The 20,523-nt window shown below is 38.3% G+C and carries 24 protein-coding genes and 2 other annotated features; of the genes, 23 read left to right on the forward strand and 1 reads right to left on the reverse strand.

Features of this window, described 5'->3' with window-relative positions; translation table 11 throughout:
* Nucleotides 1-287: 287 nt before the first annotated feature.
* The 5 genes from ACQKMD_RS12970 to radA all read left to right on the forward strand — a co-directional run bounded on the left by ACQKMD_RS12970 (nt 288) and on the right by radA (nt 6,390).
* Complete coding sequence (locus ACQKMD_RS12970; RefSeq protein ID WP_427752558.1) at nt 288-758, forward strand: CtsR family transcriptional regulator; 471 nt, start codon at nt 288-290, stop codon at nt 756-758.
* Nucleotides 759-824: 66 nt separating this feature from the next.
* On the forward strand, nt 825-1,337 hold the full coding sequence (locus tag ACQKMD_RS12975; protein ID WP_427752559.1) for a UvrB/UvrC motif-containing protein: 513 nt from the start codon (nt 825-827) through the stop codon (nt 1,335-1,337).
* A complete protein-coding gene (locus ACQKMD_RS12980) occupies nt 1,327-2,445 on the forward strand; it encodes a protein arginine kinase (RefSeq protein WP_427752560.1) in 1,119 nt (372 codons plus the stop codon). The genes ACQKMD_RS12975 and ACQKMD_RS12980 overlap by 11 nt, the downstream gene beginning before the upstream one ends.
* The gene (locus tag ACQKMD_RS12985) at nt 2,435-4,873 is read left to right on the forward strand and encodes an ATP-dependent Clp protease ATP-binding subunit (RefSeq protein WP_427752561.1); all 2,439 of its coding nucleotides are present in this window, start codon (nt 2,435-2,437) and stop codon (nt 4,871-4,873) included. The genes ACQKMD_RS12980 and ACQKMD_RS12985 overlap by 11 nt, the downstream gene beginning before the upstream one ends.
* 137 nt (nt 4,874-5,010) lie before the next feature.
* The gene (gene radA / locus ACQKMD_RS12990) at nt 5,011-6,390 is read left to right on the forward strand and encodes a DNA repair protein RadA (protein ID WP_427752619.1); all 1,380 of its coding nucleotides are present in this window, start codon (nt 5,011-5,013) and stop codon (nt 6,388-6,390) included.
* A gap of 37 nt (nt 6,391-6,427) precedes the next feature.
* On the opposite strand, the gene ACQKMD_RS12995 is transcribed toward radA, so the two are convergent.
* Nucleotides 6,428-7,093, reverse strand: a complete 666-nt coding sequence (locus ACQKMD_RS12995) for an acetate uptake transporter (protein ID WP_427752562.1) — start codon at nt 7,091-7,093, stop codon at nt 6,428-6,430.
* Between the two features lie 309 nt (nt 7,094-7,402).
* On the opposite strand from ACQKMD_RS12995, the gene ACQKMD_RS13000 reads away from it, so the two are divergent.
* The 18 genes from ACQKMD_RS13000 to ACQKMD_RS13085 all read left to right on the forward strand — a co-directional run bounded on the left by ACQKMD_RS13000 (nt 7,403) and on the right by ACQKMD_RS13085 (nt 20,428).
* Nucleotides 7,403-8,503 carry a PIN/TRAM domain-containing protein gene (locus tag ACQKMD_RS13000; protein ID WP_427752563.1) on the forward strand — a complete coding sequence of 367 codons (1,101 nt, stop codon included), beginning with the start codon at nt 7,403-7,405 and terminating at the stop codon, nt 8,501-8,503.
* Nucleotides 8,504-8,566: 63 nt separating this feature from the next.
* On the forward strand, nt 8,567-9,256 hold the full coding sequence (gene ispD / locus ACQKMD_RS13005) for a 2-C-methyl-D-erythritol 4-phosphate cytidylyltransferase (protein ID WP_427752565.1): 690 nt from the start codon (nt 8,567-8,569) through the stop codon (nt 9,254-9,256).
* Between the two features lie 2 nt (nt 9,257-9,258).
* Nucleotides 9,259-9,735 carry a 2-C-methyl-D-erythritol 2,4-cyclodiphosphate synthase gene (ispF, locus tag ACQKMD_RS13010; RefSeq protein WP_427752566.1) on the forward strand — a complete coding sequence of 159 codons (477 nt, stop codon included), beginning with the start codon at nt 9,259-9,261 and terminating at the stop codon, nt 9,733-9,735.
* A gap of 75 nt (nt 9,736-9,810) precedes the next feature.
* Nucleotides 9,811-11,274, forward strand: coding sequence for a glutamate--tRNA ligase (gltX, locus tag ACQKMD_RS13015; RefSeq protein ID WP_427752568.1), 1,464 nt, complete (start codon nt 9,811-9,813; stop codon nt 11,272-11,274).
* A 49-nt stretch (nt 11,275-11,323) separates the two neighbouring features.
* Nucleotides 11,324-11,546 (forward strand) — a binding site (T-box leader).
* Nucleotides 11,547-11,597: 51 nt separating this feature from the next.
* Nucleotides 11,598-12,245: a serine O-acetyltransferase gene (cysE, locus tag ACQKMD_RS13020; protein ID WP_427752570.1), complete on the forward strand. Its 648-nt coding sequence runs from the start codon at nt 11,598-11,600 to the stop codon at nt 12,243-12,245.
* Nucleotides 12,246-12,250: 5 nt separating this feature from the next.
* The gene (gene cysS / locus ACQKMD_RS13025; RefSeq protein WP_427752571.1) at nt 12,251-13,651 is read left to right on the forward strand and encodes a cysteine--tRNA ligase; all 1,401 of its coding nucleotides are present in this window, start codon (nt 12,251-12,253) and stop codon (nt 13,649-13,651) included.
* Nucleotides 13,652-13,656: 5 nt separating this feature from the next.
* The gene (locus ACQKMD_RS13030; RefSeq protein WP_427752573.1) at nt 13,657-14,097 is read left to right on the forward strand and encodes a Mini-ribonuclease 3; all 441 of its coding nucleotides are present in this window, start codon (nt 13,657-13,659) and stop codon (nt 14,095-14,097) included.
* Entirely contained in the window at nt 14,075-14,824 is a 750-nt protein-coding gene (rlmB, locus tag ACQKMD_RS13035; protein ID WP_427752574.1) for a 23S rRNA (guanosine(2251)-2'-O)-methyltransferase RlmB, read from the forward strand. The genes ACQKMD_RS13030 and rlmB overlap by 23 nt, the downstream gene beginning before the upstream one ends.
* Nucleotides 14,825-14,834: 10 nt before the next feature.
* Nucleotides 14,835-15,353 carry an NYN domain-containing protein gene (locus tag ACQKMD_RS13040; RefSeq protein ID WP_427752575.1) on the forward strand — a complete coding sequence of 173 codons (519 nt, stop codon included), beginning with the start codon at nt 14,835-14,837 and terminating at the stop codon, nt 15,351-15,353.
* Between the two features lie 62 nt (nt 15,354-15,415).
* A complete protein-coding gene (gene sigH / locus ACQKMD_RS13045) occupies nt 15,416-16,060 on the forward strand; it encodes an RNA polymerase sporulation sigma factor SigH (RefSeq protein WP_193738000.1) in 645 nt (214 codons plus the stop codon).
* 86 nt (nt 16,061-16,146) lie between these two features.
* Nucleotides 16,147-16,296: a 50S ribosomal protein L33 gene (rpmG, locus tag ACQKMD_RS13050; RefSeq protein ID WP_083446300.1), complete on the forward strand. Its 150-nt coding sequence runs from the start codon at nt 16,147-16,149 to the stop codon at nt 16,294-16,296.
* 44 nt (nt 16,297-16,340) lie between these two features.
* The gene (gene secE, locus ACQKMD_RS13055; protein ID WP_038179025.1) at nt 16,341-16,526 is read left to right on the forward strand and encodes a preprotein translocase subunit SecE; all 186 of its coding nucleotides are present in this window, start codon (nt 16,341-16,343) and stop codon (nt 16,524-16,526) included.
* 103 nt (nt 16,527-16,629) lie between these two features.
* Entirely contained in the window at nt 16,630-17,163 is a 534-nt protein-coding gene (gene nusG, locus ACQKMD_RS13060) for a transcription termination/antitermination protein NusG (protein WP_038179027.1), read from the forward strand.
* Between the two features lie 173 nt (nt 17,164-17,336).
* Nucleotides 17,337-17,762 (forward strand): 50S ribosomal protein L11, encoded by a 426-nt coding sequence (gene rplK / locus ACQKMD_RS13065; RefSeq protein ID WP_038179029.1) that lies wholly within the window; start codon nt 17,337-17,339, stop codon nt 17,760-17,762.
* 128 nt (nt 17,763-17,890) lie between these two features.
* Complete coding sequence (gene rplA / locus ACQKMD_RS13070) at nt 17,891-18,592, forward strand: 50S ribosomal protein L1 (protein WP_427752576.1); 702 nt, start codon at nt 17,891-17,893, stop codon at nt 18,590-18,592.
* A gap of 47 nt (nt 18,593-18,639) precedes the next feature.
* Nucleotides 18,640-18,784, forward strand: a sequence feature (ribosomal protein L10 leader region).
* Between the two features lie 32 nt (nt 18,785-18,816).
* Entirely contained in the window at nt 18,817-19,317 is a 501-nt protein-coding gene (gene rplJ / locus ACQKMD_RS13075) for a 50S ribosomal protein L10 (RefSeq protein ID WP_427752577.1), read from the forward strand.
* Nucleotides 19,318-19,391: 74 nt separating this feature from the next.
* Nucleotides 19,392-19,751, forward strand: a complete 360-nt coding sequence (rplL, locus tag ACQKMD_RS13080; RefSeq protein WP_427752578.1) for a 50S ribosomal protein L7/L12 — start codon at nt 19,392-19,394, stop codon at nt 19,749-19,751.
* Between the two features lie 77 nt (nt 19,752-19,828).
* Nucleotides 19,829-20,428 carry a class I SAM-dependent methyltransferase gene (locus ACQKMD_RS13085; RefSeq protein WP_427752579.1) on the forward strand — a complete coding sequence of 200 codons (600 nt, stop codon included), beginning with the start codon at nt 19,829-19,831 and terminating at the stop codon, nt 20,426-20,428.
* Nucleotides 20,429-20,523 lie beyond the last annotated feature (95 nt).

Raw genomic sequence — 20,523 nt, forward strand, 5'->3', positions numbered from 1 at the left:
TTTGCGTTATTCATCTTAATTGAACCGCCGTATACGGAACCGTACGTACGGTGGTGTGAGAGGTCGGGAGTTAATTCACTCCCTCCTACTCGATTAGTTTAAACATGGATAGAGTAGTAAATGAATAGTGGACTATAGTGTTCTAATTTTAGCAGTCGGAGCTGAACAGGCGTGAAAGCAATTAGATGAGCATTTAAATTGCGTGTTTTTTAATAGGCTGTGTATAATATATTCAAATATAGTCAAAGATAGTCAAAGTCAGTGATGCAAGCGAGGTGGAATTTGAAATGCGTAATATCTCTGACATAATAGAAGGTTATTTGAAAGAGGTTATCGAATTAGGTGGAGAAGGACATATTGAGATTAAACGGAGTGAAATTGCTGATAAATTTCAATGCGTACCCTCCCAAATTAATTATGTGATAAATACACGATTTACCGCAGAGCGTGGCTATTTAGTTGAAAGTAAACGTGGCGGTGGAGGATATATACGGATTTTGCGCGTCAAAGCTAGTTCAAAAGCAGATTTAATTAATCAAGTGATTAAGCAAGTAGATGATGGTGCTTCACAAACTATGACGGATGATTTAATTTTCCGTTTAATTGACGAAGGTGTAATTACAAAAAGAGAAGCTAAAATGATGTTAGCAGCTCTTGATCGTTCTGTGTTACGAATAAATTTACCGGTACGTGATGAGCTACGCGCGCGTATCCTACAAGCAATGCTACTGACTATAAAATATGACAAGCAATTGTAAAAGAGGTGCGAGGGTATGATTTGTGAAAACTGTAAACAAAGACCGGCCACTATCACGGTGACACAAATGAAGAATGGTAAAAAAACGACAAGGCATTTCTGTGAAGTGTGCAATAAACAACTTGATTCTTTCCATTTGAACCTCGACTTTAATGCCGATCCAATTTCAATGCATAAACTTTTTTCAAATTGGTTTGGTACACCGAGTTGGTCAGTTGCAGCACCAAATGTAAACGAACAGAAAGCACAGGAATATGAGAATTGTCCGGAATGTGGTATGACATATCATCAATTTTTGAATGAGGGTAAATTTAATTGCCCTAGCTGTTATGAAACTTTTAAGGAGCAGTTACCTCAGGTCTTAAAACGTTTGCATAATGGAGCCGTGGAACACGTTGGAAAAGTGCCAGGTTCTATTAATGAGTTGTATCAATTAAAAAGACAAATTGAGGCGATTCGTATGGACATGAAAGTGGCCATAGAGGAAGAGCGGTTTGAAGATGCAGCGACTATGCGGGATGATGTCCGTGCTCTTGAAAAAAAGTTACAAGTAGGAGGTGAGTCTCAAGATGAACATTGAGCACTTTTTACACAATCCAACAACTAATTGGATGCAAGAAGAAGGGCAATATGGTGATATCGTCATGAGCACTCGCATCAGATTAGCGCGTAACCTAACGGATTTCCGTTTTCCAAGAGCATTTTCTGATGAAGAGGCAATGCAAATTGATAAAGCTGTTTCAAATGTCTTGATTGATGCAGATGATGAGGAAGAACATTTTCAGTTCTCTTACTTTTCTTTGCATGACATGCCAGCTTTACAGCGTAAAGTATTAGTAGAAAAGCATTTAATCAGTCCTCAGCTAGCGGATAAGGAGAGAGTTGGATCGGTTTTATTGTCAAAAGATGAATCCATAAGCGTAATGATTAATGAAGAGGACCATATTCGTATTCAGTGTTTGCAGCCGGGGTTACAACTAGCAAAAGCGTATGAAAGTGCCGATCAAATTGATCGACTATTAGAGCATCATCTACCGTATGCTTTTGACGATACTTTTGGTTATTTGACAAGTTGCCCTACAAATACTGGAACAGGTTTAAGAGCATCTATTATGATGCATTTACCCGCATTAACGATGACGAACCAAATCAGTTCTCTCATAAGTACGATGCCACGACTTGGTATGGTTGTGAGAGGAATGTATGGTGAGGGAACGGAATCGGTCGGCAATTATTATCAAATTTCCAATCAAATCACACTTGGTAAGTCAGAAAAGGATATTTTATTAGATTTGCAAAGTGTAACTGAACAAATTATTCAAAAAGAGACAGAAGCACGTACAGCATTAATAGAGCATGCGTCAATTGCTTTAGCTGATCGTCTCAATCGTTCTTTGGGAAATTTACTATATGCCAGAATATTAACGAGCGAAGAAGCTGCAAATTGTTTATCTAACGTTCGTTTAGGCATATATTTGGGTATAATCCAGAATATACCTATCGCTGTTTTAAACGAGTGCATGCTTTATATGCAGCCGGGCTTTTTACAACAACATGCAGGTACTACACTTCAAGCAAATGAACGAGATGTGTATCGAGCAAGTTTGTTGCGAGAGCGATTGCAATGCAATAGAGAATTAAAAAAAGGTCATTCTGACGAAGAGGGAGAGGATTCTTATGATGTTTAATCGATTTACTCAACGCGCACAAAAGGTGCTTCAACTAGCACAAGAAGAAGCAATTCGTATGAAACACGAATCAATCGGTACAGAGCACATTTTACTTGGCTTAATTCGTGAAGGTGGCGGCATAGCGGCTAAAGCGCTTGAAGCAATTGATATTAGCTCTGAAATGATAGAAGAAGGCATTGAGGAGTTAGTGGGTATTGGTACAAAAGACGTTGGTCCAATCGTACACTACACACCTCGTGCAAAAAAAGTAATCGAACTATCTGTCGATGAATCACGTAAACTAGGTCACTCGTATATCGGTACAGAGCACTTATTATTAGCCCTTATTCGTGAAGGAGAAGGCGTAGCAGCACGTGTTTTAAATAATTCAGGAGTTAGTTTGAACAAGGCGCGTCAACAAGTGCTACAGCTACTAGGTAGCCATGATCATGCACAAAATGCAAATAGTGCTACACAAGCAGCAAGTACACCAACTTTAGATAGCTTGGCACGTGATTTGACTCAAGTTGCAAGAGATGGTAGCTTAGATCCAGTAATTGGACGGAGTAAAGAAATTACACGAGTTATTGAGGTATTATCTCGCCGTACCAAAAACAATCCAGTTCTAATTGGGGAACCAGGTGTAGGTAAAACGGCAATTGCTGAAGGCTTAGCTCAACAAATTGTCAACAATGAGGTACCTGAAATTTTACGTGATAAACGCGTTATGACACTTGATATGGGAACAGTTGTAGCGGGCACAAAATACCGTGGTGAATTTGAAGACCGTTTGAAAAAAGTAATGGATGAAATTCGCCAAGCTGGCAATGTTATTCTCTTTATAGATGAACTACACACATTAATTGGTGCAGGTGGAGCAGAAGGTGCTATTGATGCATCGAATATCTTAAAGCCATCTCTAGCTCGCGGAGAACTACAATGTATTGGTGCCACAACGTTGGATGAATACCGTAAATACATCGAAAAAGATGCTGCATTGGAACGCCGTTTCCAACCTATTCAAGTAGATGAACCAACTGTTGAAGAAGCCATCCAAATTATTAAAGGTTTGCGTGATCGTTACGAAGCGCATCACCGTGTGAAAATAACGGATGAGGCCATTGATGCTGCAGCAAAAATGTCAGACCGTTATATTTCAGACCGTTTCTTACCAGATAAGGCTATTGATTTAATCGATGAAGCAGGTTCTAAAGTACGGTTACGCTCTTATACAACTCCTCCAAACTTAAAAGAACTCGAGCAAAGGCTAGAAGCAATTCGTTCAGAGAAGAACGCATCTGTTCAAAGTCAAGAATTTGAAAAAGCTGCTTCGCTTCGCGATACTGAACAAAAGTTAAAAGAAGAATTAGAATCTACAAAGAAAACATGGAAAGAAAAACAGGGTAAAGAAGAATCTAAAGTAACTGTAAATGATGTTGCTGAAGTGGTTTCTGTCTGGACGGGAATACCAGTAGCGAAGTTAGCACAAGAGGAATCTGCTAAGTTACTTAATCTTGAAGACGATCTGCATAAACGTCTCATCGGTCAAACTGAGGCAGTTGAAGCCATCTCTAGAGCTATTCGTCGTGCACGCGCAGGGTTAAAAGATCCGAAGCGTCCAATTGGTTCATTTATTTTCCTTGGACCAACTGGTGTAGGTAAAACGGAACTTGCTCGTGCATTAGCAGAAGTAATGTTTGGTGATGAAGATTCTATGATTCGCGTTGATATGTCTGAGTATATGGAAAAACATTCGACTTCAAGACTTGTCGGTTCACCTCCAGGCTATGTTGGGTTTGAAGAGGGTGGACAGTTAACAGAAAAAGTCCGTCGTAAGCCTTATTCTGTAATCTTACTTGATGAAATTGAGAAAGCACATCCGGATGTCTTCAATATTCTATTGCAAGTATTAGAAGATGGTCGTCTAACAGATTCTAAAGGACGCGTAGTGGACTTTAGAAATACAGTTGTTATTATGACATCAAATGTAGGAGCTTCAGAACTTCAATATAGAAAATCACTCGGCTTTAGCTCTGCAAATGCAAAAGACATACACAAAGATAATAAGAGCGTTACGATGGCGGAATTGAAAAAAGCATTCCGTCCTGAGTTTTTAAACCGTATTGATGAAATGATTGTTTTCCATGCATTACAAAAAGAAGAATTAACAAAAATCGTTGCACTTATGGCAAAACAATTAACTAAGCGATTACAAGAACAACATATCGAACTAGAGTTATCTGACTTAGCTTTAGAGAAAATCGCTAAAGAAGGCTATGATCCACAATATGGTGCTCGTCCATTACGTCGAGCGTTACAAAAGCATGTTGAGGACCGTCTATCAGAAGAAATTTTAAAAGGTACTGTATTAACAGGCCAGCGTGTAACTTTCGATGTCGAGAATGATGAGTTTGTTGTTAATATTAAAGAGCTTGTAACAAAATAATTCACTCTAATGATGAAGTTAAGTATATTGCTACTTAATTCATCAAAAGTCAGAGCAAACAGGGCATTCCGAACAACATGTTTGGAGTGCCTTGTTTTATAATGGAGAGAACAATAGAAGTATCAGTGGGAGGAAATATGGTTAAAAAGAAAACGAAATTTTTATGTAATTCTTGTCGCTATGAATCACCTAAATGGATGGGGAGATGTCCAGGTTGTGGTGAATGGAATAAGATGGTGGAAGAAGTTGAAGTGATTTCTAAAGGGCCTAGAGGAGCGTTCCAACATTCATCAAGTACTTCTCAAAAGGCAATGCCGATTATTTCGATTGAAACAGAAGACGCACCGAGAGTTGAAACTGAACTAAATGAATTAAATCGTGTACTTGGTGGAGGAGTAGTTCCAGGTTCTTTAGTGTTAATTGGTGGTGATCCAGGAATCGGTAAATCTACACTGCTCTTACAAGTTTCAGCGTTACTTTCTAATAAAGGCCATCGGGTTCTCTATATTTCAGGTGAGGAATCCATCCGTCAAACAAAATTACGTGCAGAGCGACTGGGTGTAAAGTCTGCAGAGTTATATATTTACTCTGAAACGAATTTGGAGTTTTTAAACCAAACAATAGAAGAAGTCCAACCGAAATTTGTCATAGTTGACTCCATTCAAACCGTGCATCATCCAGAAGTAACATCTGCACCAGGTAGCGTCTCACAAGTACGTGAATGTACAGCTGAGTTGATGCGTATTGCTAAAACAAAAAATATTGCCATTTTCCTTGTTGGGCATGTAACAAAAGAAGGACAAATAGCAGGTCCGCGTATATTAGAGCATATGGTAGATACGGTTCTTTACTTTGAAGGGGAGCGTCATCATACGTATAGAATACTACGTAGTCAAAAAAACCGTTTTGGGTCAACAAATGAAATTGCCATCTTTGAGATGTTACAGGGTGGTTTAAAAGAAGTGTTAAATCCCTCAGAATTGTTCTTGCAAGAACGTTCGCAAGGGGCTGCGGGTTCTAGTGTCGTTGCTTCAATGGAAGGGACACGCCCAATTCTAGTTGAAATCCAAGCTTTAGTGACTCCTTCAAGTTTTAACTATCCGAAACGCATGGCTACAGGCATTGATCAAAATCGTGTGTCGTTATTGATGGCTGTACTTGAAAAACGTATGGGTATGCTGCTACAAGCCCAAGATGCGTATATTAAAGTGGCAGGTGGTGTAAAGTTAGATGAACCTGCAATTGATTTAGCAGTCTTAGCAAGTATTGTTTCAAGCTATCAAGACCGTGCCGTGAGTGCAGGAGACTGTGTTATAGGTGAAGTAGGTTTAACAGGTGAAGTTCGTCGCGTATCACGTGTAGAGCAACGTGTGCAAGAAGCTGCTAAGCTTGGCTTTAAACGTGCGATTGTTCCGGCTTCTAACCTAGGAGGTTGGGATTTTCCAGCAGGCATTGAAGTAGTGGGGGTAGAAACGGTAAACGATGCACTGAAACTTTGCTTCCGCGATTTACGATGAAATCAATGAAAGGGACGGCTAATTGGCCGTCTCTTTTTTAAAAAGATTGGTTATTGGTTTGTAATTGAGAGGCGTTTTCTTTTTCTATAGGTTTAGTAATAATTCCGAAAGGTTTACCTAAAGGTAAAAATTCAAATCCAAAATGTTTGTTCAAAACATTTGCACCAGCTCCGTATAGAGATAAGATTGCGATACTACCAAACTCAGAATAAGCAGCTAGAAGGTGCATACCGTGTTCCATGATGCCTAGCGAACTAAGTGATAAACCAGCGAACAAGAAATTGATTAAGAAGAAAATGAAGAATAGTACTTTATTTGTTTCTAAAGCACCGATGGTCATAAAGATTGTGAAAACAAGGTATCCTATGTATACGAACCCTAATTGATGTACATCAGCGCTTTCTTGAAAAGTTAATCCAAAGGTTCCCGATTGAACAAACCAAGATGTAGCTACTGCCATCCAAAAAAGTCCATAAGCTCCAAAAGCAGTAGTTCCGAATGTATTATTATGTTTAGAATCTAGTAGAGAGGCATAAAATTGTGCAATACCGCCTAGGAATATTGCCCAGGGAATGACTAGGCCTACACCTTCAGTCCATCCTAATTTTTGAGATGAAGCCACAAGTGTAACAATTGCTAGTCCGAAAAGCCCGATGCCCGATGGGTCTGCTGTTGTAATTTTAATATCCTTGGTTTGATTCATAACATTCCTCCTGTTCTGTGTTATGAATTTTCTATAATATGAAGATTGTAACCGGTTTCAAAGTATGTGACACAGCGATGTCACATTTGACTGAAGGATGGTCATTAACGGGAGGGGTTTCGGTTGTAAAGAGCATATTTTATTTAATTTATAAATAAATTTTTTGTGTAAAAATCCAATTTTTCTAGATTATTGATAGTGAAAAGCAGAAAATACACGTTATTTAATTGATTTAATTTGTACGAGGGGTTTGTCGAGCAAATAAAAGGGAAACTATGTATAATTAAAATTATAAAGGAGGTGTTCATATTGTTGAAAATAGTTATTCAAGTTGCTTTCTTATTTATCGGAGGTACGTTGGGTTTATTATTTTTACCGCCATTATACGAAATCATTCATTTATCCTCAAACCCATGGCTAAATAATCCGTATGTATCCGTTGCAATCGGCGCATTCGTTTTATTTGCATTTTCATTTCTATTTTCCGATTCCTGTGTCCGATTTATTCGTTGGATGGAAGATAAGTTATTGAAAGCTCCAGTTGGTGATTTGTTATTTGGTACATTGGGGTTAATTGTAGGATTAATTGTGGCGTATTTCATTGGCTTTGCAATTGATAGTATCCAAATACCTGTTATAACGACAGTAATACCAATATTATTGTCTATTGTTCTCGGGTATTTAGGATTCCAAGTAGGTTTTAAAAAACGTGATGAATTGCTTCAGGCGTTTTCAGCAGCTAGAGCAAGTAATTTATCTAAAAAGAAAAGCACTGATGAAGCGGTTCAAGAAACGCCAGAAACTTCTTATAAGCTGCTAGATACGAGTGTTATTATTGATGGGCGTATTGCTGATATTTCGAGAACTGGTTTTTTAGAAGGTACATTAGTCGTTCCACAGTTTGTATTAACAGAATTACAACATATTGCAGATTCGTCAGATACACTGAAACGTACCCGCGGTCGCCGAGGTCTTGATATTTTAAGGACTTTACAAGATGAACGAGCAACGGATATTTTAATTACAGAAGTGGATTTTGATGATATTCAAGAAGTAGATTTAAAATTAGTTCGTTTAGCAAAAAAAATGAGTGGACAAATTTTAACTAACGATTTTAATTTAAATAAAGTATGTGATCTCCACAATGTTGCTGTCCTGAATATTAATGACTTAGCCAATGCAGTGAAGCCTGTTGTTATTCCAGGTGAAGAAATGCATGTAGTTGTTATTAAGGATGGTAAGGAACACAATCAAGGTGTCGCTTATTTAGATGATGGTACAATGATTGTCGTTGAGGAAGGGAAATCCTATATTGGCCAAGCAATTGTAGTCGTTGTGACAAGTGTTTTACAAACTTCTGCTGGTCGTATGATTTTTGCTAAACCAAAAAATAATGGTAAAGCAGCTTAATAGAAAACAAAAAGAGACAGGGCATTTTGCCTTGTCCTTTTCCATGAGTAGGACGTGAAAATTTTGAAGCAATATGACGTTATTTTACCTGCGGCTGGTAGCGGTAAGCGTATGGGTGCGGGACATAACAAGTTGTTTTTAGAACTGCGTGAAAAGCCGATTTTAATTCACACACTTGAGGTCTTTGAACAGGACTTTGCATGTAAAGGTATTTGGTTAGCAGTGAAGCCTGAAGAGCGAGAATATATCGGGTCACTCCTTACAAAATATAATATTAAAAAAGTAAAAGCACTACCGGATGGTGGCGCAGAACGTCAAGATAGCGTTTATTCTTGCGTTAAAAAAATAGAAGATGGTGAAATTGTACTCGTTCATGATGCAGCTAGGCCATTTATCACAATTCCGGTTATTCATAGACTACTAGCTGTTGCGGAAGAAAAAGGTTCAGCAATTGCGGGGGTGCGTGCAAAAGATACGATGAAAACGGTGGAAAATGGGGTCATAGTAGAGACGGTTGACCGTTCAAACTTATGGATGATTCAAACACCTCAAGCATTCCAGTTTTCAATTTTACAAGAAGCTGAACAAGCCGCTGAAAAGGATCGATTTTTAGGAACAGATGAAGCTATGTTAGTCGAACGTTTAGGACAAGTCGTCCATATCGTTGAAAGTAGCTACGACAACGTAAAGATAACAACAAAAGAAGACTTAGTATTTGGAGAGGCTATTATAAGCCAACGTATAGGAGGATAACTATGTTTCGAGTAGGACAAGGATTTGATGTACATGCATTTGAAGAAGGTCGACCATTAATTATCGGAGGTATTACAATTCCTCACGAAAAAGGATTAGTAGGCCATTCAGATGCTGATGTTTTATTACACACAATAACAGACGCTGCTTTGGGGGCAATCGGTGAAGGGGATATTGGTCGTCATTTCCCAGACACAGATCCTGCATTTAAAGGTGCCGATTCAGCAAAGCTATTAGAATACATTTGGAAAATCGTTGAAAACAAAGGATACGTACTTGGTAACGTGGATTGTACAATTATGGCACAACGCCCTAAAATGGCACCGTATATTGAAACTATGCGTAATCGGATTGCGGAACTTTTGAATGCAGAACCTAACCAAGTGAATGTTAAAGCAACAACAACTGAAAAACTAGGATTCACAGGCCGCGAAGAAGGAGTCGCTTCAATGGCGACCATTTTACTAATAAAAAAATGACTTCCTTTAATTTTTAAACTGGCAGTGGTAAAATGAACGAAGTGGATTTTTGCAGGAAACTAGGAGGATTTTATCATGACTAAAAAAGTTCGTGTTCGTTATGCACCAAGCCCAACAGGACATTTACACATTGGTGGCGCACGTACAGCTTTATTTAATTACTTGTACGCTAGACACCATAATGGAGATTTCATCGTTCGTATTGAAGATACAGATATTGAGCGTAATATCGAGGGCGGCGAAGCTTCTCAATTAGATAATTTAAAATGGTTAGGTATGGAGTATGACGAATCAGTCGATATTGGTGGACCATACGCTCCATATCGTCAAATGGAACGTTTAGATATCTATCGTGACCATGCGAATCAATTAATTGAAAAAGGTATGGCTTACAAATGCTTCTGTACTTCAGAAGAATTAGAAGCTGATCGTGAAGTTCAAAAGTCAAGTGGTGTAGCTGCTCCAATGTACAATGGGAAATGCCGTCACTTATCTGCTGAAGAAGTCGCAGCTAAAGAGGCTGTTGGTGGTGAAGCGTTCACAATTCGTATGCGCGTCCCTGAAGGCGTTACATACAAATTCAACGATTTAGTTCGAGGTGAGGTATCATTTGAATCTAAAGACGTTGGTGACTGGGTACTTGTCAAAGCAAATGGTATCCCAACTTACAACTATGCAGTTGTATTAGATGATCACTTCATGGAAATGACACATGTATTCCGCGGTGAAGAGCATTTATCAAATACACCAAAACAATTAATGATTTTTGATGCGTTTGGTTGGGAAGCACCAAGCTACGGCCATATGACTTTAATTATTAATGAAAATCACAAAAAATTATCAAAACGTGATGAATCAATTATTCAATTCGTATCACAATATCGTGATCTTGGTTATTTACCAGAAGCAATGTTCAATTTCTTCGGTTTATTAGGTTGGTCACCAGAAGGTGAAGAAGAAATCTTCTCTAAAGAAGACTTTATCCGTCTATTTGATGAAAAACGTCTTTCAAAATCACCATCTATGTTTGATAAACAAAAATTAACATGGATGAACAACCAATACATTAAAAAATTATCACTTGAAGAAGTTGTAGACCTTGCGTTACCACATTTACAAAAAGCAGGTCTATTACCAGCTGAGTTAACTGAAGAACAACATGCTTGGGCATCTGATTTAATCGGCCTATATCATGAACAAATGAGCTTCGGTGCTGAAATTGTTGAGTTATCTCAATTGTTCTTTTCGGAGGAACTTGCATACAATGAAGAAGAAAAAGAAGTATTAGCTGGTGAACAAGTTCCTGAAGTAATGGCTTCATTCAAAGTACAATTAGAAGGATTAGAAGATTTTGAACCAGGAACTATTAAAGCGGCTATTAAAGCGGTACAAAAGGAAACTGGTCACAAAGGTAAAAATCTATTCATGCCTATCCGTGTCGCTACAACTGGTGAAATGCATGGCCCAGAACTTCCAAACTCAATCGCATTACTAGGTAAAGAAACTGTCATTAAACGTGTCGAACAATTTATTAAGTAATTTAGTTTGCTTTTTTCTAGCTTCATTGTAAAATGAAGCTACTATCGATATAAAAGCGTTGAAGAGGAGAAGTATGTAGAACAAGCTCTTTAGAGAGGACCATCACTGGCTGAAAGTGGTCTGAGCCAATGTAATACAGAAATGCACCTCTGAGCACTAAGCTGAACGTTGAGTAGGTTTAGTCGGTAAGTCACCGTTATAGACTTTAAGCGGGAAGTGTTTCTTAAATGCTTCCAACCAGAGTGGAACCGCGCATATCCAGCGTCTCTGTCCTATAGGGCAGAGGCGTTTTTATTTTGAAAAAAGAGGGGAGCTTTGAATATATGTTCAAAACTATAAGGGAAGATGTTGCGACGATTTTTGAAAATGATCCAGCTGCACGTAGCACCTTGGAAGTTGTGCTAACTTATTCTGGTTTGCACGCGGTATGGGGACACCGCGTTGCACATGCTTTTTACAAGCGGAAATTTTATTTCATGGCGCGTTTTATATCTCAAGTAAGTAGGTTTTTCACAGGGATTGAAATTCATCCAGGTGCCAAAATTGGCCGCCGTTTCTTTATTGACCATGGTATGGGGGTTGTTATTGGTGAGACTTGTGAAATCGGCAATGATGTTACCTTATACCAGGGAGTCACACTTGGTGGTACAGGGAAAGAGAAGGGTAAGCGCCATCCAACACTAGAAGATAATGTACTTGTTGCAACAGGTGCAAAGGTACTTGGTTCTATAACTGTCGGTGCAAATAGCAAAATCGGTGCAGGTTCTGTTGTGTTAAAAGCTGTACCACCTAATGCTACTGTCGTCGGTATTCCAGGGAAAATCGTCATTCAAGACGGTATCAAAGTAGAGAATAAGCAAAAACTAGATCACCAAAATATTCCGGATCCAGTAGAAGATCGCTGTTCAACTTTAGAAAATAGAATTGAAGAGCTTCAGCAACAAATTGGACTATGCAAAAAGGAGATGTAAATCACATGGCTGTTCAAATTTTTAACTCATTAACTCGACAAAAAGAGGATTTCGTTCCACTTGAAGAAGGAAAAGTGAAAATGTATGTATGTGGTCCTACTGTTTATAACTACATTCATATTGGTAATTCTCGTCCTGTAATTGTATATGATACAGTACGTCGTTACTTAACTTATAAAGGTTTTGAGGTTACGTATGTATCGAATTTTACAGACGTTGACGATAAAATTATTAAAGCGGCAAATGAGCTTGGAGAAGATGTATCTGATTTAACAAATCGCTTTATTCGAGCTTATTTTGAGGATATTACAGCGCTGGGCTGCCAAAAAGCAGATTCACATCCACGTGTTACAGAGCATATGGATCAAATTATTGAATTTATCGCGGTGTTAATTGAAAAAGGTTATGCTTACGAGTCTCAAGGAGACGTATATTATCGTCCACGTAAATTTGAAGGCTATGGTAAGCTTTCTCATCAGTCTGTAGATGACTTGAAAGTTGGAGCTCGTATTGAAACAGGTGACAAAAAAGAGGATGCTTTAGATTTTGCTCTTTGGAAAGCAGCTAAACCGGGTGAAATCTTCTGGGAAAGTCCTTGGGGCGAGGGTCGACCTGGCTGGCATATTGAATGTTCTGTAATGGTACATGAGCATTTTGGTGATACTATTGATATCCATGCAGGTGGGCAAGATTTAACATTCCCGCACCATGAAAATGAAATTGCTCAATCTGAGGCATATACAGGCAAACAATTTGCACGTTATTGGATGCATAATGGCTATATTAACATCGACAACGAAAAAATGTCTAAATCACTTGGTAACTTCATACTTGTGAATGATATTCGTAAGCAAATTGATCCTCAAGTATTGCGTTTCTTTATACTGTCAGTACACTACCGCAATCCAATTAACTTTGCGCAAGATTTAGTTGAAGCTGCAGCTGCGGGGTTGGAACGTATCCGTACTTCTTATAACAACTTGCAACATCGACTAACTGCAACAGCTAATTTAGGTGAGGAAAAAGACGAGTGGTTAGCAAGTATTGCTGAAGTAAAAGAACAGTTTGAAATTGCAATGGATGATGATTTCAACACAGCAAATGCAATTGCAGCACTATTTGAATTATCAGCAACTGCCAATAAATATTTACTTGAACAGAACACGAATGAAGAAGTATTAACGAAATTTGCCGATACTTTACGTGCATTGGCTGATGTGCTTGGTATTGAATTAAATGTAGTAGAAGAATTACTTGATGAAGAGATCGATGCGCTTATTGAAGAACGCATTCAAGCGCGTAAGGATCGTGACTTTAAACGTGCTGACGAAATTCGTGATCAACTAAAAGATATGAATATTATTTTAGAGGATACACGCCAAGGCATTAGATGGAAACGAGGTTAATGGCAGTGGGAGAGCTTCGTAACCAAGATGTCAAACAGTTAAATGCATTAGCATTAGCGTATATGGGAGATGCCGTATTGGAAATCGCAGTACGTGAGCATCTTCTACGCTCTGGACGTGTCAAACCGAATATTCTTCATAAAGAAGCTACTCATTACGTTTCTGCAAAGGCTCAATCAAGTGTTATTCACAGAATGATGGATGAAGAGTATTTTTCAGAAGAAGAAATGGCAGTCCTAAAACGCGGTCGCAATGCAAAATCAGGTTCGGTACCAAAGAATACCGATGTTCAAACATACCGCTATAGCTCGGCGTATGAAGCTGTAATTGGCAGCTTATATTTAACAGGTCAAATGGATAGAGTAAATGAAATAATCCAATATACAATTGATATTATTGAAGAATCAAAAGGAGTGTCAAAAGATGACGGAAGAACAGTCAAATGAGATGATTGCCGGGAAAAACCCGGTATTAGAGGCACTTCGTGCAGCAAGAGAAATGAATAAAATTTGGATTGCAGAAGGTGTTCAGCATGGTAGCTTGACAGAGCTTCTTGCATTAGCGAAAGAACAAGGAATTATCGTACAATTTGTTCCAAAGAAAAAATTAGATCAGTTAACAGATGCTAATCACCAAGGGATTGTGGCCTCTGTTGCGGCTTATAAATATGCTGAATTAGATGACTTATTTAAATTAGCAGAAAGTCGTGGAGAAGATCCGTTTTTCCTTATTCTCGATGAATTAGAAGATCCACATAATTTAGGTTCTATTATGAGAACGGCAGATGCTGTGGGTGCTCATGGTATTATTATTCCAAGACGCCGTGCAGTAGGTTTAACAGCGGTTGTTGCGAAAGCATCTACGGGTGCGATTGAACATATTCCGACTGTTCGTGTCAATAATCTTTCACAAACAGTAGATGAGTTGAAAAAACGCGGTGTTTGGATCGCTGGGACAGACGCAAAAGGCTCAGCAGACTATCGTAAAATGGATGCAACTTTGCCGCTAGCTGTCATTATCGGCAGTGAAGGAAAAGGTATGAGTCGTTTGTTGAAAGAAAAATGTGATTTCCTATACAATTTACCAATGGTCGGTCATGTTACATCACTAAATGCATCAGTTGCTGCTGCTTTATTGATGTACGAAGTATTGCGTAAACGCCAAGAAGTTTAAGGTGAATGCCATGGATATACTGTTGGTTGATGGTTATAACATTATTGGTGCTTGGGAAGAACTCCGAAGATTAAAAGAGCAAAGGCTAATAGATGCGAGAGACCGACTGGTAGAAATGATGGCAGAGTATAAGGCGTATTCTGGCTGGCGCGTCATTGTGATCTTTGACGCGTACCTCGTGCCAGGAATTGAAACAAAAAATGTGCAACATGACGTAGAAATTATATATACTAGAGCTAGAGAAACTGCGGATGAAAGAATTGAAAAACTTACTGCTTCTTTAAGTGGTAAAAGGGTCCGTATTTATGTAGCGACATCTGATATGACAGAACAAAATGTTATTTTCGGGCATGGAGCATTAAGAAAATCGGCTAGAGAATTAGAAATTGAAATGCAATCCACGCAATCTAAAATTACGCAAACAGTAAGAGATATTCAAGTGCAAAAGCCCAGTTCTAAGATACAATTAAGAGATGATATTGCTGCAAAGTTTGAGTTATGGCGAAGAGGAAATAAAATGAATGATTGACTGATATTTTCCAATTCCGTTATACTGTTTTTAACAATGCTAGCGCAATTGGAGTGATACTATTGATTATTAGCGATCATTTACACTTGAAGCAGCAACAACAATATGAGCAATATACTGACGAAGAGCTTGTGGGAATGGTCCATAGTGGTGATAGCGAAGCATTAGACTTCCTCATTACGAAGTATAAATCATTCGTTCGTATGAAAGTGAAGTCGTATTTTCTCATTGGTGCTGATAAAGAGGATATTGTGCAAGAAGGTATGATTGGGCTGTATAAAGCTATTCGCGATTTTAAAGGAGATAAGTTATCCTCTTTCAAAGCGTTCGCGGAACTTTGTATTACACGTCAAATCATCACTGCAATAAAAACTGCAACTAGACAAAAGCATATTCCACTTAATTCATACATCTCATTGGACAAACCGATTTTTGATGAAGAATCCCAACGCACGTTAATGGATGTGCTAACGGGTTCGGTTGTCGACGATCCAGAGGAGCTTATCATTCATCGTGAAGAATTTAGCTACATGGAAGAAAAAATTGGAGAAATATTAAGTGATCTTGAACGTCAGGTGTTGGCACTCTATTTAGATGGACAATCTTATCACGAAATTTCTGCTGAATTGAACAGGCATGTGAAGTCAATAGATAATGCCTTACAACGGGTAAAAAGGAAATTAGAACGTCATTTAGATATTGAGTGATTGCAAGAATGCTAGCTGTAGGCAAGTTGACAGTATTTGTGATAGGTGTTAGTCTTTATAAGGACAAATGCCGAAAAGGTGATAAAATGGCAAAAAAAGTCGTGCTTAGCTGTGAAAAGTGTGGTTCAAGAAACTATTCACTTCCTGCATCTAAAGACAGTACAACTGCAAGGATGGAACTGAAAAAATATTGTTCTCACTGTAATGAACATACATTACATAAACAAACTAGATAATACGATTCGCTTTGTATATATGATTTTATTCGGGGGTTAGTTAGATGGGTAAGATTAGTAACTTTTTCCGCGGTGTTATGTCGGAAATGCAAAAAACAAGCTGGCCTAAGCGTAAAGAACTTACGAAATACACAATTGTTGTAATTTCAACTTTACTTTTCATGGCTGCGTTTTTCATGTTAGTAGATTTAGGGATTTCTAAATTATTCCGCATGTATTTGGATTTATGATTGAATTAATGTTAATATTTTTGAAATGGCCCGTGAATGATCTGTAACGGGTTTTTTCATTTGCCTTTAGCGAAGGAGGGAAGGACGAGTAGTCCTATCTATTATGGAAAAAAATTGGTATGTAGTTCATACTTACTCTGGTTATGAAAATAAAGTTAAAGCAAACCTAGAAAAACGTGTTGAAACTATGGGTATGCAAGATAAAATTTTCCGTGTCATCATTCCTGAACAGCAAGAGACGGAAGTTAAAGATGGCCGCAAAAAAGAATATATGCGTAAGACATTCCCTGGTTATGTATTAGTGGAATTAATTATGACAGATGACGCATGGTATGTAGTGCGTAATACACCAGGTGTTACTGGATTTATCGGTTCATCAGGTGGTGGGGTAAAACCTACACCGTTATTACCTGAAGAAGTTGAATTCATTCTTAAACAAATGGGTATGCAAGAAAAATCACTTGAAATTGATTTCTCTATTGGCGATCTAGTTGAAGTGTTGGAAGGGCCTTTTGCTCATTTCCAAGGTAAGGTCGAAGAGATCGTTGCTGATAAAGGAAAAGTGAAAGTAACTATTGATATGTTCGGTCGCGAAACTAAAATGGAATTAGATTACGATCAAGTGTTAAAAGTATAATTGACAATTATACTTGCCTTAGAAAGTTAAAAGTGTTATCATTTCAAAGGTCAGACTGTGATTTTTTGGACTGGCATATTTATTTTTAATGTTATCGGAATAAGCCGACAGACAGATATTGAGTGGGAGGGGCAACCCAATTACCACATCACGGACTTAAGGAGGTGTGTCTCGTGGCTAAAAAAGTTATTAAAGTTGTAAAACTTCAAATCCCAGCTGGTAAAGCAAATCCAGCACCACCAGTAGGTCCTGCATTAGGTCAAGCAGGTGTTAACATCATGGGATTCTGTAAAGAATTCAACGCTCGTACTGCGGACCAAGCAGGTTTAATCATTCCAGTAGAGATTTCTGTATTTGAAGATCGTTCATTCACTTTCATTACAAAAACTCCGCCGGCAGCAGTTTTACTTAAAGTAGCAGCTGGTATCCAATCAGGATCAGGTGAACCTAACCGTAAAAAAGTAGCTACAGTGAAACGCGATAAAGTTCGCGAAATAGCTGAAACTAAAATGCCAGACCTTAACGCTGCAACAGTTGAAGCAGCTATGTTAATGGTTGAAGGTACTGCACGTAGCATGGGTATTGTTATCGAAGACTAATCCCATTACTTGATAGAAGTATTGTTTTTGAGGGTTGCGAATGTTTCTAATAGTCATATTTGAAACTCGCAGCCTTTATTCGTGGGAGGTTTATTCCGTTACAACCACAATCAAGGAGGAAATTTAAAATGGCTAAAAAAGGTAAAAAAATGCAAGATGCAGCTAAACTAGTAGACCGTACTCAAGTGTATTCTGTACAAGAAGCAGTTGAATTGGCTAAAAAAACAAGCACTGTTAACTTTGACGCAACTGTTGAAGTAGCATTTAACTTAAATATCGATACACGTAAAAATGACCAACAAATCCGTGGGGCAGTAGTACTTCCAAACGGAACTGGTAAAACTCAACGCGTATTAGTTTTCGCTAAAGGCGAAAAACTTAAAGAAGCTGAAGCAGCTGGTGCAGACTTTGCTGGTGATGCAGAATATATTGCTAAAATCCAACAAGGATGGTTTGACTTCGATGTAATCGTTGCAACTCCTGATATGATGGGTGAAGTTGGTAAATTAGGTCGCGTATTAGGACCGAAAGGCTTAATGCCAAACCCTAAAACTGGAACAGTTACTTTCGACGTTGCTAAAGCAATCGCTGAAATCAAAGCTGGTAAAGTTGAATACCGCGCTGATAAAGCTGGTATCGTTCACGCTCCAATCGGTAAAGCTTCATTCGAAGCTGACAAATTAGCAGAAAACTTATCAACTCTTGTTGATGTAATTCTTAAAGCTAAACCTGCTGCAGCTAAAGGTACTTACATGAAATCAGTACATGTAACAACTACAATGGGACCATCAATCAAAGTTGATGCTTCTACTTCAGTTGCTACAAAATAATTTTTGATTGACAAATGACATCATATTTTGATATGATGAACAACGTTGTGAATCATCCATTTGTACCGTAGACCGTAGGGGCAAGTAATTGCTTAATTATCCTACCGAGGACAAAGGAACTCAGACTCTTATTTAAGATGATGACTTTCCGCCTCTTTGTCTACATAGACAGGAGGCTTTTCTTTTGTTGGTATAAATGACCCATTCTTATAGGAGGTGTCAAGATGAACAAAGCAGTTGAAGCTAAACAAGCTGTCGTTCAAGAAATCGCTGACAAGTTCAAAAGCGCTGCATCCGTAGTAGTTGTTGACTATCGTGGTCTTACTGTTTCTCAAGTAACGGAACTACGTAAACAACTTCGCGAAGCTGGTGTTGAATTCAAAGTATACAAAAATACTTTGGTACGCCGTGCTACTGCAGAAGTTGAACAAGAAGAACTTAATGAATTCCTTACAGGTCCAAACGCAATCGCATTCTCAAATGAAGATGTTATTGCTCCTGCTAAAATCATTAATGACTTTGCAAAAGCTAACGAACAACTTGAAATTAAAGCTGGTCTTATCGAAGGTACATTTGCATCTGCTGAAGATGTTAAAGCATTGGCAGAACTTCCATCACGCGAAGGTCTACTTTCTATGCTATTATCTGTGCTTCAAGCACCAGTACGCAATTTCGCTCTTGCAACAAAAGCTGTTGCAGAACAAAAAGAAGAGCAAGGCGCTTAATTTTAAGCGTAGCTTAATCTTCACGGCATAATATGCCAAAACAAAACTAATATTCCGTATAGGAGGAAATTATAATGAACAATGAACAAATCTTAGAAGCTATCAAAGCTATGACAGTTCTTGAATTAAACGATTTAGTAAAAGCAATCGAAGACGAATTCGGTGTTACTGCTGCTGCTCCTGTAGCTGCTGCTGGTGCTGCTGCTGGTGCAGTAGAAGAAAAAACTGAATTTGATGTAATCCTTGCTTCTGCAGGCGATCAAAAAATCAAAGTAATCAAAGTGGTACGTGAAATCACTGGTCTTGGCTTAAAAGAAGCTAAAGAAGTAGTAGATAACGCTCCTAAAGCTCTTAAAGAAGGCGTTTCTGCAGCTGACGCTGAAGAAATCAAAGCTAAACTTGAAGAAGTTGGCGCTAACGTAGAAGTTAAATAATTTCTACTTTCTATTTGAAAAAAGCTCGTCAATTCTGACGAGCTTTTTCTTCATTTTACGTGATGGAGGGCATTTTCTTGTCAGAACATTATTATTCAAAAAAACCTCAAGTCGGAAGTAATCCGAGTAAATGGAAATTCACTCTTAGGGGATTTTCTTTTGTATTTGAAACAGATGCAGGGGTTTTTAGTAAAAGCGAAGTAGATTTTGGCTCCCGTGTGTTAATTGATAGTTTTGAATTGCCTAATGTTGAAGGGTGTATTTTGGATGTGGGCTGTGGCTACGGTCCGATCGGCTTGTCTATTGCAAAAAGTTATCCTGAACGAGTCATTCATATGATGGATGTTAACGAACGTGCGGTTTCATTAGCGAAGAGAAACGCTGAGGTGAACGGGGTACAAAATGTGCAGATTTTTGAGAGTGATGGACTTTCCGCTGTTCAAAAAGAACAAGTCGCTGCCGTTATGACAAATCCTCCGATCCGCGCGGGAAAAGATACAATTTTCCGTTTTTATGATCAAGCTTTTGAAAAGCTTGTGGACAACGGTGAGCTGTGGATAGTTATTCAGAAGAAGCAAGGTGCACCATCGACTATTGCGCACTTAGAAGAGAAATTTACTGAGGTAACGGTCGTGGATAAGAAAAAAGGCTATTGGATTATCAAAGCCAAAAAATAATTTGTTAAAGTTTATAGATTGACTTGACAAATTAGCTGTGATATTATAATAAAATGCAAAAATATTAATTTGAATACGTCTGTCCTTTTGTATAA

The sequence above is a fragment of the Viridibacillus sp. NPDC096237 genome, from assembly GCF_050278625.1.
Lineage (GTDB): Bacteria > Bacillota > Bacilli > Bacillales_A > Planococcaceae > Viridibacillus.

What these genes read in the sequence shown, in the direction of transcription:
- rplJ (WP_427752577.1), top strand. Translation starts at nt 18,817, where the DNA reads ATGAACAAAGCAGTTGAAGCTAAACAAGCTGTCGTTCAAGAAATCGCT.
- radA (WP_427752619.1), top strand. Translation starts at nt 5,011, where the DNA reads ATGGTTAAAAAGAAAACGAAATTTTTATGTAATTCTTGTCGCTATGAA.
- ACQKMD_RS12975 (WP_427752559.1), top strand. Translation starts at nt 825, where the DNA reads ATGAAGAATGGTAAAAAAACGACAAGGCATTTCTGTGAAGTGTGCAAT.
- cysS (WP_427752571.1), top strand. Translation starts at nt 12,251, where the DNA reads ATGGCTGTTCAAATTTTTAACTCATTAACTCGACAAAAAGAGGATTTC.
- secE (WP_038179025.1), top strand. Translation starts at nt 16,341, where the DNA reads ATGGGTAAGATTAGTAACTTTTTCCGCGGTGTTATGTCGGAAATGCAA.
- rplA (WP_427752576.1), top strand. Translation starts at nt 17,891, where the DNA reads ATGGCTAAAAAAGGTAAAAAAATGCAAGATGCAGCTAAACTAGTAGAC.
- ACQKMD_RS12980 (WP_427752560.1), top strand. Translation starts at nt 1,327, where the DNA reads ATGAACATTGAGCACTTTTTACACAATCCAACAACTAATTGGATGCAA.
- rlmB (WP_427752574.1), top strand. Translation starts at nt 14,075, where the DNA reads ATGACGGAAGAACAGTCAAATGAGATGATTGCCGGGAAAAACCCGGTA.
- ispF (WP_427752566.1), top strand. Translation starts at nt 9,259, where the DNA reads ATGTTTCGAGTAGGACAAGGATTTGATGTACATGCATTTGAAGAAGGT.
- ACQKMD_RS12995 (WP_427752562.1), bottom strand. Translation starts at nt 7,093, where the DNA reads ATGAATCAAACCAAGGATATTAAAATTACAACAGCAGACCCATCGGGC.
- ACQKMD_RS13040 (WP_427752575.1), top strand. Translation starts at nt 14,835, where the DNA reads ATGGATATACTGTTGGTTGATGGTTATAACATTATTGGTGCTTGGGAA.
- rpmG (WP_083446300.1), top strand. Translation starts at nt 16,147, where the DNA reads ATGGCAAAAAAAGTCGTGCTTAGCTGTGAAAAGTGTGGTTCAAGAAAC.
- rplL (WP_427752578.1), top strand. Translation starts at nt 19,392, where the DNA reads ATGAACAATGAACAAATCTTAGAAGCTATCAAAGCTATGACAGTTCTT.
- ACQKMD_RS12970 (WP_427752558.1), top strand. Translation starts at nt 288, where the DNA reads ATGCGTAATATCTCTGACATAATAGAAGGTTATTTGAAAGAGGTTATC.
- cysE (WP_427752570.1), top strand. Translation starts at nt 11,598, where the DNA reads ATGTTCAAAACTATAAGGGAAGATGTTGCGACGATTTTTGAAAATGAT.
- gltX (WP_427752568.1), top strand. Translation starts at nt 9,811, where the DNA reads ATGACTAAAAAAGTTCGTGTTCGTTATGCACCAAGCCCAACAGGACAT.
- nusG (WP_038179027.1), top strand. Translation starts at nt 16,630, where the DNA reads ATGGAAAAAAATTGGTATGTAGTTCATACTTACTCTGGTTATGAAAAT.
- ACQKMD_RS12985 (WP_427752561.1), top strand. Translation starts at nt 2,435, where the DNA reads ATGATGTTTAATCGATTTACTCAACGCGCACAAAAGGTGCTTCAACTA.